14 protein-coding genes are annotated in these 15,442 nt (G+C 72.8%); 3 read left to right on the top strand and 11 right to left on the bottom strand.

Features of this window, described 5'->3' with window-relative positions; all coding sequences use genetic code 11:
* Window positions 1-44 precede the first annotated feature (44 nt).
* From HNR21_RS31460 to HNR21_RS31420, 9 genes are all read right to left on the bottom strand, one after another.
* Window positions 45-1,190: a prenyltransferase/squalene oxidase repeat-containing protein gene (locus tag HNR21_RS31460; RefSeq protein WP_182708009.1), complete on the bottom strand. Its 1,146-nt coding sequence runs from the start codon at window positions 1,188-1,190 to the stop codon at window positions 45-47.
* Window positions 1,180-1,944 carry a class I SAM-dependent methyltransferase gene (locus HNR21_RS31455; protein ID WP_182708931.1) on the bottom strand — a complete coding sequence of 255 codons (765 nt, stop codon included), beginning with the start codon at window positions 1,942-1,944 and terminating at the stop codon, window positions 1,180-1,182. The genes HNR21_RS31460 and HNR21_RS31455 overlap by 11 nt, the downstream gene beginning before the upstream one ends.
* Before the next feature lie 14 nt (window positions 1,945-1,958).
* Complete coding sequence (locus tag HNR21_RS31450) at window positions 1,959-3,266, bottom strand: glycosyltransferase family 4 protein (protein WP_312881452.1); 1,308 nt, start codon at window positions 3,264-3,266, stop codon at window positions 1,959-1,961.
* Between the two features lie 79 nt (window positions 3,267-3,345).
* Window positions 3,346-4,608: a cytochrome P450 gene (locus HNR21_RS31445; protein ID WP_182708007.1), complete on the bottom strand. Its 1,263-nt coding sequence runs from the start codon at window positions 4,606-4,608 to the stop codon at window positions 3,346-3,348.
* A gap of 35 nt (window positions 4,609-4,643) precedes the next feature.
* Window positions 4,644-5,879, bottom strand: coding sequence for a cytochrome P450 (locus HNR21_RS31440; protein WP_182708006.1), 1,236 nt, complete (start codon window positions 5,877-5,879; stop codon window positions 4,644-4,646).
* Between the two features lie 328 nt (window positions 5,880-6,207).
* Window positions 6,208-7,209: an MBL fold metallo-hydrolase gene (locus HNR21_RS31435; protein ID WP_182708005.1), complete on the bottom strand. Its 1,002-nt coding sequence runs from the start codon at window positions 7,207-7,209 to the stop codon at window positions 6,208-6,210.
* 42 nt (window positions 7,210-7,251) lie between these two features.
* A complete protein-coding gene (locus HNR21_RS31430) occupies window positions 7,252-8,412 on the bottom strand; it encodes a steroid 3-ketoacyl-CoA thiolase (protein ID WP_182708004.1) in 1,161 nt (386 codons plus the stop codon).
* Between the two features lie 77 nt (window positions 8,413-8,489).
* Window positions 8,490-9,572, bottom strand: coding sequence for an alcohol dehydrogenase catalytic domain-containing protein (locus tag HNR21_RS31425; RefSeq protein WP_119729093.1), 1,083 nt, complete (start codon window positions 9,570-9,572; stop codon window positions 8,490-8,492).
* Between the two features lie 88 nt (window positions 9,573-9,660).
* Entirely contained in the window at window positions 9,661-10,845 is a 1,185-nt protein-coding gene (locus HNR21_RS31420) for a cytochrome P450 (RefSeq protein WP_312881450.1), read from the bottom strand.
* An 82-nt stretch (window positions 10,846-10,927) separates the two neighbouring features.
* Here HNR21_RS31420 and HNR21_RS31415 point away from each other — a divergent pair, with 82 nt between their 5' ends.
* From HNR21_RS31415 to HNR21_RS31405, 3 genes are read left to right on the top strand one after another with little or no spacing between them, the layout of a single operon-like run.
* Window positions 10,928-11,680 (top strand): glycosyltransferase family 2 protein, encoded by a 753-nt coding sequence (locus tag HNR21_RS31415; protein ID WP_312881449.1) that lies wholly within the window; start codon window positions 10,928-10,930, stop codon window positions 11,678-11,680.
* Window positions 11,677-12,903, top strand: a complete 1,227-nt coding sequence (locus HNR21_RS31410; RefSeq protein ID WP_182708001.1) for a cytochrome P450 — start codon at window positions 11,677-11,679, stop codon at window positions 12,901-12,903. The genes HNR21_RS31415 and HNR21_RS31410 overlap by 4 nt, the downstream gene beginning before the upstream one ends.
* Window positions 12,900-13,838, top strand: coding sequence for an NAD-dependent epimerase/dehydratase family protein (locus tag HNR21_RS31405; RefSeq protein WP_182708000.1), 939 nt, complete (start codon window positions 12,900-12,902; stop codon window positions 13,836-13,838). The genes HNR21_RS31410 and HNR21_RS31405 overlap by 4 nt, the downstream gene beginning before the upstream one ends.
* A 7-nt stretch (window positions 13,839-13,845) precedes the next feature.
* Here the strand turns inward: HNR21_RS31405 and HNR21_RS31400 are convergent, their stop codons facing one another.
* Together HNR21_RS31400 and HNR21_RS31395 are read right to left on the bottom strand one after the other, a co-directional pair.
* Entirely contained in the window at window positions 13,846-14,481 is a 636-nt protein-coding gene (locus HNR21_RS31400; RefSeq protein WP_182707999.1) for a ComEA family DNA-binding protein, read from the bottom strand.
* A gap of 99 nt (window positions 14,482-14,580) precedes the next feature.
* Entirely contained in the window at window positions 14,581-15,255 is a 675-nt protein-coding gene (locus HNR21_RS31395) for a Uma2 family endonuclease (RefSeq protein ID WP_182707998.1), read from the bottom strand.
* Window positions 15,256-15,442: the final 187 nt, after the last annotated feature.

Raw genomic sequence — 15,442 nt, 5'->3', positions numbered from 1 at the left:
ACGCGTCCCCAGGCCCGCTCGCCGCCGCGGCTCCGCCGCGGCAATCAGATACGCGTGCGGATGGGGTTGGCTGTACGGGTCGGGGTGGCCGGGACGCAGCCGCAGGCGGCCGGGTCGGAGGGCTCCGACGGCCCGAGGGGGCGGCCGGCGATCTCCTTGAAGAGGCGGGAGCCGGGGGTCCGGCCGCAGAGGGCGTCGGCGGCCAGGATGACGGCGGCGGCGGTGTAGGTGGAGCGGTCCCCGGGGAAGTGCCGCCGGTTCTCGAACTGCCAGCCGGTCCAGTACGAGCCGTCCTCGTGCCGCAGGTGCTGGATCGTGGCGAACAGCTCCAGGGCGCGGTCGCGGTCCCCGGCGGCGTCCAGGGCCAGCACCAGCTCGCAGCTCTCGGCGGCGGTCACCCACGGCTGGTCGCTGACGCAGCGGCAGCCCAGGCCCTCCACCACGAAGACGTCCCAGCCCTCGGCCAGCCGGCGGGCGGCGTCCGCGCCGCGCACCGGGCCGGCCAGCACCGGGTAGTACCAGTCCATCGACCAGCGGCTCTTGTCGGCGAACGCCTCCGGATGCCGGGCCACCACATGGCCGAGCTGGTCGGCGGCCAGCTCCCAGTCCGGCTGCGGGTCGCCCAGCCGTTCGCCCAGCGCCACCGCGCAGCGCAGCGACTGGTAGATCGACGAGCAGCCGGTCAGCAGGGCGTGGTCGGCGGCGGCGCCGTCCGGATGGCGGATCCACAGGATCTCGCCGCGGGTGGTCTGCAGGCCCAGGGTGAACTCGATCGCCCGGCGGACGGTCGGCCACATCCGCCGGGCGAAGTCCTCGTCCCCGGTCATCAGCAGCTCGTGCCACACCCCGACCGCCACGTAGGCGGCGTGGTTGGACTCGCCGCCCGGCTCGGTGACCTCGCCCAGCACCCACTTGGCGGGCCAGGACCCGTCCGGCCGCTGCACCGAGGCCAGCCACTCGTACGCCCTGCGCGCGGGCCCGTTCAGCCCGGCGGTGGTGAGCGCCATGGCGGCCTCGACGTGGTTCCAGGCGTCCACGTGGCCGGGGACCCCGTTCGTGGGGGCGAACCAGGGGATGGCGCCGGACGGCTCCTGCTGGGCGACGATGCTGCGGGCGGTGGCCACCATGTCCTCGGCGGTCACCACCCCGGGCACTGAGGGGGGTTCGTGGACCGGGGCCTCAGACCGCATCCGCCGTCTCCCTGCCGGCGACGTCCTCGGGACGGCCGGGCGTGGAGGGCTTGGTGAAGTAGACCACCACGCTCTTGCCCAGCACCGGGTTGAGCACCGCCTCGGCCAGCCGGGTCGGCAGCGGGCGCTTCATGATGTCCCACACCAGCAGCTGGTGGTAGGCCTTGGCCAGCGGGTTGCCGTCGTTGTTCACCCCGACCGCGCACTTGATCCACCAGTACGGGGTGTGCAGCCCGTGCGCGTGGTGGTGGCCGTCGACCCGGAAGCCCAGCGACTTGAGCTTGGCCTCCAGCTCGGCCCGGGTGTAGATCCGCACGTGCCCGCCGGGGGCGGTGTGGTACTCCTCCGACAGCGCCCAGCAGATCCGCTCCGGCAGCCAGCTCGGCACCGTCACGGCCAGCCGCCCCCCGGGCTTGAGCACCCGCAGCAGCTCCCGCATCGCGCTCATGTCGTCGGGGATGTGCTCCAGCACCTCGGAGGCGATGATCTTGTCGAAGCTGTCGTCGGGGAACGGCAGGTCCCGGGCGTCGCCCTGGACGGTGCGGGCGGTGGCCCCCTCGGGGACCTCGCCCTCCAGCCGCATCGCGCCGAACATCTTCTCCACGCCGTCCAGCTCGCCCTGGTCGATGTCGAACGCGACGACGTGCGCTCCCCGCCGGTACAGCTCGAAGGCGTGCCGTCCGGCGCCGCAGCCCATGTCCAGCACGTGCTCCCCGGGGATGACGGGGAACCGCTGGAAATCCACGGTCAGCAGGGTGGTGCTCCTTCCTAGCGGGACGCTCGCGCGGCCCTGTGGCGAACGGCCTTGGGCGAGCGGAGGTCCGCGCCTGCCCGGGCCGCCCCTGCGGCCAACCGCAGGTAGTTCTGGCGGGCGATGGCCGCCCGGTAGTGCTCGACGGTCGCCCGCGCCACCGCGGGCCAGGCGTACCGCTCGGCGACGCGGGCCAGTCCCGCCTCGCTGAGCCGGGCCCGCTCCGCGGGGGAGTCGTGCAGCCGGCGCAGCGTGGCGGCCAGTTCCTCGGCGTCGCCCGGTTCGACCAGCACCGCCGCGTCCCCGACCACCTCCGGCAGCGCGCCGGCGCGGCTGGCGACCAGCGGGGTGCCGGAGGCCATGTGCTCCACGGCGGGCAGCGAGAAGCCCTCGTAGCGGGACGGGACCACGGCGATCTCGGCGGAGGCCAGCAGCCCGCCCAGCTCCTCGTCGGAGACCCCGGACACGAACCGCACCCGCTCGCCCAGCGCCAGCTCGCGCACCAGCCGCTCGGTGGGGCCGTTCTTCTGCGGCTTGCTGACCACGACCAGGTGCACGTCGCGTTCGGTGGCCAGCTTGGCGACCGCGCGCAGCAGCACGTCCACGCCCTTGAGCGGGGAGTCGGCGCTGGCCATCGCCACGATCCGGCCGGGTTCGCGGTCGCCGCGCGGATGGAAGATCCGGGTGTCGACGCCCAGCGGCAGGATCTCGATGTCGCGCGGGTCGACCTTGAAGTCCTTGACGATGTCGATCTTGGAGGACTCCGACACCGTGAGGATGGTGCCGACCCGCCGGGCCACCTGCGCCTGCATCGTCACGAACCCGTACCAGCGGCGCTTGCCCAGCCGCTGCCGCAGGCCCTTGGCGGCCTCCAGCTCGATCCGCCGGTCCACGCTGATCGGGTGGTGGATGCTGGTCACCAGCGGCAGCCCCAGCCGGGGGATGCCGAGGTTGCCCAGCCCGAGCACCTGGTTGTCGTGCGCCACGTCGAAGTCGTGCCGGCGGCGGCGCAGCTCGCGCAGCACCCGCAGGCTGAACGTCAGCGGCTCGGGGAACCCGCCCGTCTTCATGTGGGCGAACTCCAGCACGTCGATCCAGTCCCGGTACTCGCCCAGCGCCGGGGTGCGGAACGGGTCCGGCTCCCGGTACAGGTCCAGGCTCGGGATCTTGGTCAGCGTGATGTCGTCGCGGTCCAGCTCCGGATAGGGCTGGCCGGACCAGATCTCCACCCGGTGGCCGAGGGCGGCCAGTTCCCGGCTCAGGTGCCGCAGGTACACGCCCTGGCCGCCGCAGTGCGGCTTGCTCCGGTACGAGAGCAGGGCCACGCGCAAAGGCTCGTCCACATCCCCGCTCACGCACCACCCCTGTTCTGTCCTGGCCCGCTGCGGGCCGCAAGGCGCCGGATCAGGACCGCGGGGCGACCCGGACCGGCATCTCCTTGACACCGTTGATGAAGTACGACCTTAGTCGGCGAACGTTACCGGTGAGTTCCATGTTAGGCATGGTGTCCAAAAGTGTCTGCAACAGGGCGCGCAGCTCAAGCCGGGCGAGATGGACGCCCAGGCAGTAGTGCGGCCCGCCGCCCCCGAACCCCACGTGCGGGTTGGGGTCCCGGCCCACGTCGAACGCGAACGGGTCGGTGAAGACCCGCTCGTCCCGGTTGGCCGAGGCGTAGAAGACGACGACCTTGTCGCCCTCCCTGATCCGCCGCCCGCCCAGCTCGGTGTCCCGTACGGCGGTCCGGCGGAACAGGTTCACCGGTGTCACCCAGCGTACGATCTCGTCGGCGGCGGTCCGGACCAGCGCGGGGTCGGCCTTGAGCCGTTCCCACTGCCCGGGATGCTCCAGCAGGGCCAGCATCCCGCCGGAGGCGGCGTTGCGGGTGGTCTCGTTGCCGGCCACCGACAGCAGCAGCACGAACAGCTCGAACTCGTCGCCGTCCAGCACCTGTCCGTCCGGGCCGGGCCGCAGCAGCCTGGTGACGATGTCGTCGCGCGGCTCGGCCCGCCGCCGCGCGGCCAGTTCGTTGGCGTACGCGTACAGCGCCATCGCCGCCTCGTTGCCCGCCTCCACGGCGCGCCGCGGATCGGAGCCCGCGCCCTCGCGGAAGTCGGGGTCGTCGGCCCCGATCAGCGTGTTGGACCAGTGGAAGATCTTGTCCCGGTCCTCGACCGGCGCCCCCAGCAGCTCGCAGATCACCTGGAGCGGCAGCGGGGCGGCCAGGTCGCGGACGAAGTCGGCCTCCGGTCCCCGTTCCAGCACCCCCGCCGCCAGTTCCCGGCAGATCTCGAGGACGTGCCCGGTCAGCGCCTCGATGGCGCGCGGGGTGAAGCCCCGGTTGACGATGCCCCGCCGCCGGGTGTGCTCGGGCGGGTCCTGGTTGAGCATCATCAGCCGGTTCTGCGCCACCCGTTCCTCGTCCATCTCGTCGAACAGCGCCAGCCGCCGGTACGAGGAGAACAGCTCCGGATGCCGGGAGACGTGCACCACGTCGGCGTGCCGGGTGACCGCCCAGAAGGCCGGCCACCCCCGCTCGGGATCGCCGTCGTGCCGGAACACCGGTTCGTGCTCCCGCAGCCAGGCCAGCTGCTCGTGGGGAACGCCGTCGCGCTCGTAGACGGCCGGGTCCACCAGGTTGATCTCGGGGGCGCCGAGCAGGGGTGCCATGCCGAACCTCCTCGTTCGGGGATGGGGCGGTCAGCTCACATCGAGCCGTCCCGGCGGGGTGAGGGGGTGAACTCCACCCGCAGCTCCTTGATGCCGTTGACGAAGTTGGAACGCAGCCTGCGGGGCTCGCCGGCGGGGCGGATGTCGGGCATCCGGTCCAGGACGGCCTCGAACAGCACCCGCAGCTCCAGCCGGGCCAGGTGGGTGCCCAGGCAGTAGTGCGGGCCGCCGCCGCCGAACCCGACGTGCGGGTTGGGGTCGCGGCCGATGTCGAAGGTGAACGGGTCGGTGAAGACCCGCTCGTCCCGGTTGGCCGACGGGTAGAACATCACGACCTTGTCGCCGGCCCTGATCCGCTTGCCGCCCAGCTCGGTGTCCTGCAGGGCGGTGCGGCGGAACAGGTTGAGCGGGCTGGTCCACCGGACGATCTCGTCGGGGGCGGTGCGCAGCAGGCTCCGGTCGTTCTTCAGCCGCTCCCACTGGTCGGGGTGCTCGAAGAACGCCTGGATGCCGTTGACCGAGCCGGTCCGGGTGGTCTCGTGCCCGGCGATCACCAGCATCAGCACGAACAGCTGGAACTCCTCGTCGGACAGCACGTTGCCGTCCTCGTCGGGCTGCAGCAGCCTGGTGGCGATGTCGTCGCGCGGCTCGGCCCGGCGCTCGGCGGCCAGCCGGGAGGCGTAGGCCATCAGCTCGGCCGACAGCTTGGCGGCCTCCTCCTGGGCCCCGGCCAGCTCCGGGTCGTTGAAGCCGATGATCTTGTTGGACCAGTCGCAGATCATCTCCCGGTCCGACTGCGGGGCGCCGAGCAGTTCGCAGATCACGTACGCCGGCAGCGGGGCGGCGATGTCCTCGGCGAAGTCGGCCCGGCCGTGCGGGGAGACGTTGTCGATCAGTTCGTGGCAGATGTCCCGGACATGCTCCTCGAGCTGCCTGATCATCCGCGGGGTGAAGCCCCGGTTGACCTTGAGCCGGTTGCGGGTGTGGTCCGGCGGGTCCTGGAACAGCATCATCATCCCGAACAGGGCCACGTCGTCGTCGGACCACTCCTCGAACAGCGAGCCCCGCACGTGGCTGGAGAACAGCTCGGGGTGCCGGGAGACGTGCACCACGTCGGCGTGCCGGGTGACCGCCCAGAAACCGGGGACGTTCTCGTTCGGGTCGGGGTGCCAGTGCACCGGGTCGTTGTCGCGCAGCCAGGCGAACTGGTCGTGCGGCACGCCGCCTCGCTCGTAGACGCTCGGGTCGATGATGTCGATCTCAGGGCGCATCAGCGGTCCTTTTCGTCCGGTGCGATCGGGGGGTGGGAGGGGGCGCGCATGGCCCGTCGGTCCTGCTACTGAGCGCTTGCTTGGTCGGGCATTACTGGAACCGGTTCTAGCATGAGACTCCAGTCTCAACAAGGGTCCATCCCATTGATCGACAAATCTCGGAGACCCGGTGTGATCAGCGCCGATGCGGGGTAAAGAGAACGGCCCGCACCCCCTGGTCAGGGGTACGGGCCGTACGTGGCGCGGGTGGGGCGGGCGACCGCGACGGAACGGCAGTCGCCGGGTCCTCTTCGGGATCCCGGGGATCGGCCTCGGTCGAAAGGGGACGTCAGGCGAGCACGAACCGCAGCGGATCGCCGTCCAGGAGGCGCACCGTGCCGCGGCGCTCCAGGGTCCGCAGGTGGGCTGCCGCCTCCCCGGCGGCCATCCGGCGGGCCGTCACCGGCATCTGCGCCCACGGGTGCCGCCACTGCATCCCGGCGGTCACCTCCCACAGGGTGACCGGCCGGTCCGACAGCAGCGCCACGATCTCCGCCATGCGCTCCTCGTGGTGGTCGATGATCGACCGGGCGCGGTCCGACAGCCCCTCGAAGCGGTACTGGTGGGCGGGCAGCACCTCGCCGACCGTCATCTCCGCCACCCGCTCCAGCGAGCTCAGGAAGTCCCCCAGCGGGTCCACGTCCGGCAGGTCGTACGGGTAGAGCCCGATGTGCGGGGTGATCCGCGGCAGCACGTGGTCGCCGGTGAAGATCCGGTCCCCGTCCTCCAGGTGCAGGCAGATGTGGCCGGGGGAGTGCCCCGGCGTCCAGATCGCGCGCAGCTTGCGGCCCGGCAGGTCCACCAGCTCCCCGTCGGCCAGCTCGCGGTCCGGCACGGCGGGCGGCTGGATCCGGCCCTCGCCCTGCTCGGGATAGCCGGCCAGGTCGGCCTCCTGCGCCCCGGCCCGGCGCAGCGTGTCCATCTCCCACCGGCGGTCGCCGATCTCGGCCGCCCTGGTGTGGAACCGCCGGACCACCTCGGCGTCCTCGTGGTGCATGGCGATCCACGCCCCGGAGGTCTCCCGGACCCGCCCGGCCAGCCCGGCGTGGTCGGGGTGGAAGTGGGTCACCACCACCCCGTACACGTCCTCCACGGCCAGCCCGAGGGAGCCGAGGCCGTCGCGCAGCGCCGTCCAGGCGTCCGGATGGTTCCAGCCGGCGTCCACGAGCACCGGTCCGCGCTCGCTCTCCACCGCGTACACCAGGGTGTAGGCCAGGGGATTGCCGGGGATGGGGACGGGAACGGTCCAAACGCCCCCGCCGAGGGATTCCGGTGCAGGTGTGACGGCCACGCGCGCTCTTCTCTGGCTCTTGTCCGATGCCGGGATGAGGGGTCAGCAGCGTTCGAGGACGGTGGCTGTGGACAGCGCCCCGCCCGCGCACATGGTAACCAGCGCCGTCGCCCCGTCCCTGCGCTCCAGTTCGTGCAGCGCGGTGGTGATCAGGCGGGCCCCGGTGGCCCCCACGGGGTGGCCGAGGGCGATCGCGCCGCCGTTGACGTTCACCCGGTCCATGTCCGGTTCGTGCACCTTCGCCCACGACAGCACGATCGCCGCGAAAGCCTCGTTGACCTCGAAGATGTCCGGATCGGAGATGGTCATCCCGGCCTTGGTGAGGACCCGTTCGGTGGCCTGCACGGGGCCGTCGAGATGGTAGTAGGGCTCGCCCCCGACGAGGGCCTGCGCGCGGATCCGGGCACGGGGTCGCAGGCCCAGCGCGGCGGCCTTCCGCTGTGACATAAGCAACACCGCGGCGGCCCCGTCGGAGATCTGCGAGGAGGTCCCGGCGGTGTGCAGGCCCCCCTCGCCGAGCACCGGCCTGAGCCGGGCCAGGCCCTCGGCGGTGGTCTCGCGCAGCCCCTCGTCGCGGGTCACGGTCCGCGTCTCGCCGGTCGGGTTCCCCTCGGCGTCCAGCACCGGCGTCTCGATCGGCGCGACCTCCCGGTCGAACCGGCCGTCCGCCCACGCCTTGGCGGCCAGCGCCTGCGAACGGACCCCGAACGCGTCCAGGTCCCCGCGGGTCAGCCCGCGCCGCCCGGCGATCCGCTCGGCGGCGGTGAACTGGTCGGGCATGTCCAGCGACCAGTCGTCGGGCCGGGGGTTGTCGGGGTACACGTTGCGGCCCAGCGGCACCCGGCTCATCACCTCCACGCCGCAGGCCACCGCCACGTCCACCGTGCCCGAGGCGATCATCGCGGCGGCCAGGTGCACGGCCTGCTGGCTGGAGCCGCACTGGGCGTCGATCGTGGTGACTCCGGCCGGCCAGGGCAGCCCGGCGTACAGCCAGGCGTAGCGGGCCACGTGCCCGCCCTGCTCGCCGGCCTGGGTGACGCAGCCGGAGAAGACCTGCTCGATCTCGGCCGGGTCGATCCCCGAGCGCCGCACCAGCGCGGTCAGCGCGTGGGCCAGCACCGCCATGGGCTTGAGCCCGGCGAGCCGGCCCCCGCGCCTGCCGATCGGGGTCCGGACGGCCTCCACGATCACCGGGTCCGCCATGCGGCCTCCTCTAGAACGAAATTCAGTTTCTCCATCGAACTGTAACCCGTTCTAGTTTTGGGCGCCAGGCCGGGCCGCTAGTCGAACAGCACCACCTGGCGGATCACCTCGCCCTTGCGCAGCGCGGCGATCCCGTCGTTGAGCTCCTCGAACGGGATCCGGCGGGTGATCAGCCCTGCCAGGTCCAGCCGGCCGGCGCGCCACAGGTCCGTCCAGCGGCGCGCGTCGCGCTCCACGTCGGAGGTCCCGTACAGCGAGCTGAGCACGTTCTTGCCCAGGAACAGCAGCGAGAACATGTCCACCTGCCAGGTGTCGTCGGCCGCGCCCGCGCCCACCAGGATCACGTCGCCGCCGCGCCGGGCGGCGTCCCAGGCCGCCCGCATGGTGGCCGACCGGCCGACCGCCTCGAAGGCGTGGTCGAACCCGCGCCCGGCGGTCAGCGCGTTCTGCAGCTCGGCCAGCCCGTCCGGGGCGGTGGCGTGGGTGGCGCCGAACCGCAGCGCGGTCTCGTGCTTGGCCTCCAGCGGGTCCACCGCCACGATCACCGCCGCCCCGGCGAGCCTGGCGCCCTGGATGACCGACAGCCCGACGCCGCCCGCCCCGATCACCACGACGCTGTCGCCGGGCCGGATCCGGGCGGTGTTCAGCGCCGCGCCCGCGCCGGTGGTGACGCCGCAGCTCATCATGGCGGCCAGGTCGAACGGGACGTCCGGGTCGACCGGGACGGCGGCGGCGGCCGGCACCACCGTCTCCTCCGCCCACGAGCCGCACCCGGCCATCCGGTAGACGTCGGTGCCGCCGTGCCGGAACGGGGCCTTGCCGAACGCGTCGGCGATCCCGGACATGCACAGGTACGGCTGCCCGGCCAGGCACTCGGGGCAGCGCCGGCAGGCCGGGGTGAAGCTGATGATGACGTGGTCGCCCACGGCGGGCGCGGTGACGCCCGGCCCGACCTCGACGACCTCGCCGGCCGCCTCGTGCCCCAGCACCGCGGGCAGGGTGGTGGGCAGCACGCCGCTCATCGCCGACAGGTCCGAGTGGCAGATCCCGGTCGCCCGGATGCGCACCCGGACCTCGCCGGCCTCCGGGGGGTTCAGGGTGACGTCGTCGCGCAGGTCCATCTCGGTGTCCCCGGCGGCGTGCAGGATGGCGGCTCGCATGACAGGTCCCTGCCCTTCCCTCGCTGCTGCGCCAAGCGCTTGCCAGGCGATTTCTGAAACACGTTCTATTCGACCGGCCGGAAGGCGGTCAACCCTCGGCGCGCACCCGCAGCGCGGAGTAGGCGGGCACCAGCACCCGGCGGGCCGGGCGGCGGGCGACGATCCGGTACGGCCCCGCCGCCGTCACCGTCTCCAGCATCCGGGTGATCTGCGTGCGTGCCACCGCCGCCCCCAGGCACAGATGCCGCCCCGCCCCGAACCACAACTGCCGGGTCTCGGGCACGTACTCGCGCCGCACGTCGAACGGCCCCACCGCGTTGTCCGCCAGGTAGGTCATCAGTAGAACGCGTTCTCCCGCCCGGAGCAGCCGCCCGCCCACCTCGGCGTCCGTCATGACCGCCCGGCCGATCACCGGGGCCGGGGTGGTGACCCGCAGGCCCTCCCGGACCGCGCCGGGCATCAGGCCCGGGTCCGCCAGCAGCGCCGCCTGCTGCCCGGTGTCGTGCAGCAGCGCCACCGTGCGGGCGGTGCCGGAGGCGCCGGTCTCGGTGCCCGCGATGGCCAGCAGCGTCGCCAGGCCCCGGGTCAGCGGCAGGCCCAGCCCCATCTCCCGGCAGCGGCCCAGGATCGTGTCCGGCCCGGCGGTCCGGTAGCCCTCCTCGACGCCCCGGGTGATGTCGCCGACGATGGCGCGGGCCCGGCGGATCCGCTCGGCGGGCAGCACGGTCGAGGCGGTGGTGCCCATCGCCAGCCCGGCCAGCCGTTCCCCGGCGGCGAAGATCCCCCGGTAGGCGTCGTCAGTGGGGGAGTCCAGCCGCATGCCCAGCAGGTCGGCGACCAGCCGCCCGGCCAGCACCCGGGTGGCGTCGGCCACGTCGACCGTCTCCCCGTCCGCCAGCCGCCCGGCCAGCATCCGGTAGTGCCCGCCCTGGGCCCGTTCGACCAGCGTCCGCGCGCCCTCCTCGGTGAACAGGTCACGGGCACGGGCGCGCAGTTCGGCGTGCCTGGCCCCGCCGAACAGGGCGCCCATCTCCGGGCCGAACAACTGGGCCCACAGATGGCCCACCCCGCCCTCCCCGGACATGCCGAAGCCCGCCGCGTCGTTCAGCACCCGGCGGGCCAGTACCGGATCGGTCACCACCCAGCCGATCCGGGGGAACCGCTGGATCGGGGCGGTGTGCCGGGCCGCCTGCAGCAGCGCGTACAGCCCCGGATTGCCCGCCCACAGCAGCCGCGCCTCATGCCGCGCCGCGGCCCTCGCCCCGTACCTCACCCGCACCCCCGTGTTTTGACCCGGGCCGCCCCGAGTAGGGGAACTCATGGTGTTCGATGCCCGGTTCTGTACCTTTGCGCAGGTGAATCTATGGGTGACCGTCCCCGCCTACAACGAGGAACGTCTCATCGGGGGCACGTTGCGCCGCCTGGCCGAGCAGACCGACCGCGACTTCCGTCTCGTCGTGGTGGACAACGGCAGCACCGACGCCACCGCGAAGATCGTCCGGGAGTTCGCCGACCGGCATCCCGGGCTCGCCCTGCGGCTGGTCACCGAGCCGCGCAAAGGCACCGGGGCCGCCGCCGACACAGGGATGCGGTACGCCATCGAACAGGGGGCGACCCATCTGGCCCGCACCGACGCCGACTGCCTGCCCCACCCCGGCTGGGTCGCCGCCGTCAAGCGGGCGTTCGCCGAGGGGCTGCAGATGGTCAGCGGGCCGCTGCGGCCCCGCACCGACGAATTCCGGCTCAAACTGTGGGAACGGCGGATCCTGCCCGCCGTGCTGGAGACGGCGGCGTTCGTCGGGCGCCTGCGGCCCGGCAACCAGGACCCCGCCTACCTGGGGCCGTACCTGATGATGCCGGGCTGCAACCTGGCGATCGACGCCACCCTGTACGAGCGCGCCGGCGGCTTCCCGCGCACCGCCATCGAGGAGGTCCACGAGGACCGCGCCCTGGTCAACCGCGTGCGCAGGATCACCACCGCGTACGGGCTGCGCAAGGACGTGGTCGTGTACGGCTCGGTACGGCGGCTGCGGGCCTACGGCCTGCTCGGCACCATCGCCTGGTACGCCGACCACCGCTACACCCCCGGCGTGGTGGACGTCAGATGAACCCCGGCTCCTGGGAACGGCGGCTCTACCTGGCCGCCCATCCGTTCGCCTACCCCCTGCTGAGGGGCCTGGCCCGGTGCGGCCCGGCCGTGCGGGTGCCGGGCGTGGGAGTCGTGGTGAACGACGCGGCCCTGGCCCGGCGGGTGCTCCTGGACGGAGAGACGTTCCGCAAGGACGGCCCCGGCTCTCCCGGCGAGCTGTGGACCCCCGTGCTCGGGCCGTCCGTGCTGCTCAACATGGAGGGCGAGGCCCACCGGGCGCTGCGCCGCAAGCTCACCGACCTGTTCACCCCCGGCTACGCCGAACGGCTGTGCGCCGAGATCCTCGCCGAGCCGCTGGAACGGCTCGCCGCCCGGTTGGCGCGGGGCGAGGAGGTCGACCTCGTGGACACGATGCGGGTGATGGCCGGGGCGGTCATCGGGGACGTCATCGGCCTGGCGGGACGGACGACCGCGACGAGCCCCCGCGATCGAGGGGCGCGGGAGGTCGTCCCCCCACAGGGCATAGGCGATGAGGACGGGTACCGGCATCTGTTCGAGCAGGGCGAGCGGATCGTGTCGATGGTCTCGCTGCGGACCCGCCGCCTTTCCCCGGCGCAGATCGAACGCGCCCGTGCCGTGCTGGGCCCGCTGGGGGACATCGCCGCCGAGGCGTACGCCGCCGGGGACGAGAACACGGTGATGGGCCGGATGCGGCTGCTCGGCCTGTCGGAGGACGAGGCGCGCGGGGCGGCGGGCGCGTTCTTCCTCACCGGCACCGAGACGGTCGCCACCTACGTGCCGCGCCTGATCGCCCTGCTGCACGACTCCGGCGAACTCGACCGGGTGGCCGCCGACCGGTCGCTGCTGGGCGCGGCCCTCGACGAGGCGATGCGGTACATCACCCCGACCCCGGTGATGCTCCGCAGCGTCCACGCCCCGGCGCGGATCGGCGGCGCGCGGGTGCGGCCGGGGGACCGGGTGCTGATCATCACGCACAACTGCTGCCGCGCGTACGGGCCGTTCGACCTGGACCGGCCGCACCCGCCGGAGCTGCGGCGGCTGTGGTTCGGGGCGGGGCCGCACTTCTGCATCGGCTACCCGATCGCCATGGCCGAGGTCCGCGCGGTCGCCTCGACGGTGCTGGACGCCGCGCCGCTGACGGTCGTCCGCCGCCGCGCCGCCCGTGGCGTGCTGATCCCGACCTACCGGGAGTTCGTCGTCCGCAGGAGGGGTGCGCCGTGAGGATCGCCGTGACCGGGGCGTCCGGGTTCGTGGGGGGCGCGGTGTGCCGGGCGCTCGCCGAACAGGGCGTCGAGACGTTCGCCTACGGCCGCCGCCCCCGGGTGGATCCCTCGCACGTCGGCGGCGCCCCGTACCGGTCGTGGGACATCACCGCCGGGCCGCTGGCCGACGCGCCCGACGTGGACGCGGTCGTGCACTGCGCGGGCAGCGTCACCGACTGGGGGCCGGTCGGCGAGTTCTTCCGCACCAACCTCGGCGGCACCCGCAACGTCCTGGCGTCGTTCCCCGAGGCGCGGTTCGTCCACGTCAGCACCGCCAGCGTGTACGACCCGTACCGCCCGACCGTCGCCGCCCGCGAGGACGAGGCCCCGGTCGCCCGCTACCTGAACGGCTACGGCGCGTCCAAGGCCGCCGCCGAACGCGCCGTCCTGGCCGCCATGCGCGAACGTCCCGCGATCATCCTGCGCCCGCACGCCGTCTACGGCCCCGGCGACACCACCCTGCTGCCGCGCGTGCTGGGGGCGGTGCGCGGCCCGCTGCTGCCCGCCGTGGGGGACGGCCGGCAGCTCATCAGCCTCACCTCGATCGGCAACCTGGTGCGGGCCTGCGCGCTGGCCGCCACCGGCCCGGTGGAGCACGGCGTCTTCAACGTCACCGACGCCGCCCCCGTCACCCTCGACGACGCGCTCCGCGCCGTCCTCGCCGAACGCGGCATCGCCGCCCGCCCGGTCTACCTGCCGCTCGCGGCGGTGTGGCCGCTGGCCACCGCCGTCGAGGGCGTGTTCCTGGCCGCGCGCCGCCCCCGGCCGCCCCGCCTGACCCGTTACGCGATCGGTCACCTGGCGGTGGAACGCACCCTGGACATCACCGCCGCCCGCGACGTCCTCGGCTACGACCCGGCCCCCACCGACCTCACCGGCGCGGCGGACTGGTGACCCGCGCTCAGCGCAGGAACAGCCCGTACTCCCTGAGCTCGGGCACCAGGTGCGGCGGCAGGTTCGCCACCACCGCCAGATCCTCCGCCGAGCTGAACCCGCCGGTCTCCGCCCGCAGCCGCACGATCCGCTCCGCGTCCTGCATGCTGAGCCCGAACCGGGTCAGCTCCTGGGCCGGGACCACGTTCACGTCGATCAGCCCGCCGTCGTCGTACGGCCGCCGGTCCGGCGGCATGTCCGTCCGCCCGATCATCAGCTCCCGCGCCGTCAGCGGATCCTGCATCGCCAGCGTCCGCGCCTCCTGCCGCCGCCGGATCCGCGCGTGCGCCTGCTCCAGCGCCATCCGGTTCTTCTGCTCCGGCGTCATCGGCGCCCCCGGCACCGGCGGCAGCGGAGCCCCCGGCTGCTTCACCGCCATCACGATCGCGTGGATGATCCAGATCGGCGCCCAGGCCCCGCACGACAGCACCGTCAGGATCAGGTGGAACAGATGGATGCTGCTGTTGTCCCGCACCACCACGGCCCCCGGCGGCACCCCGTGATGGTGAAGGTGCACGTTCACCGCAGGCGGCGGCTGCGCCTCGGGCCCCGGCGGCAGTTTGGGCGGATACGGCTGATGTGGCTGATGCGGCTGCTCGGTCATCGATTCCCCTCGCCACTCCCAACCCTGGCCCAACCATTGGAACGCAGAATCCCCGAGATCGGTTCCCCCTTCAGGGGGATCGGCGAGGTTCGCCCGAGGTCAGTCCTTCCAGGGCGCCCAGCCGGTGGTGTCGATCTCGAGCCCGAAGTGCTCGAGCGTCACGGTGTCGCCGAACTCCCAGGCATCGGAGTGCAGGTAGGCCCCGGCGGCCGGATCCGGGACCGAGTACAGCGTGATGAGCGGACCCTTGGGGTCGCGGTCCACCAGCAGGTAGTAGGGGATCTCCGCCCTGGCGTACCCGGTCCACTTGGTCGCCGGGCTCTTGCTCCTGGCCTTCGGGGCCTTGACGGGCTCCCGGTCGATGGCGGCATTGGAAGGCGAGGTGATCTCCACCACCATCTCGACATGGTCGGGCAGGAAGTGGCGATCGTCGCCCCGCTCGATCATCTCGGCCACCTCGGCGCGCATCACCATGAGATCGGGACAGTACCCCTGACCGGTCGAGACCAGGTTGAGGTCGAAATTGGTCTCGAAGTCCCAGGGGAACTCCGGATCGGCGGCCTGGGCATTGACCAGAGCGCGGATCAGGCTCTTGATGACGCCGGCGTGCCCTCCGCGGGGGGCTGGTGACACGACGATCTTCCCTTCGATGATCTCGACCTTGGAGTGGTCGTGCGGGAGGTGCAGAAAGTCGCGCAGTTCGCCCCGTTCCCACATGGCGTGGGCGGTGTCGGGCAGCTTGACGGGATGTTCGCTGATGGTGGTGATGCTCACGATGTGCGACCTCTCCATCACGATCGGCTCCGAGCATCGTAGGGACCGCGTGGTGCCAGCGTACGCAGAACGGTGAATTCTCCGTCTTGATCCACTCTCTGCCGTTGAGTCGTGAAACATGCCCATTTTCGGGCGGGGGTTTTGGAGATCGTGCGGTCGGCGGCGGGCGGCCGGGGCGGAAGACTGG

It is taken from the genome of Thermomonospora cellulosilytica (assembly GCF_014138835.1).
Lineage (GTDB): Bacteria > Actinomycetota > Actinomycetes > Streptosporangiales > Streptosporangiaceae > Thermomonospora > Thermomonospora amylolytica.
The sequence above is the reverse complement of the archived record's forward strand: the minus strand, read 5'-3'. Positions and strand labels throughout refer to the sequence as shown.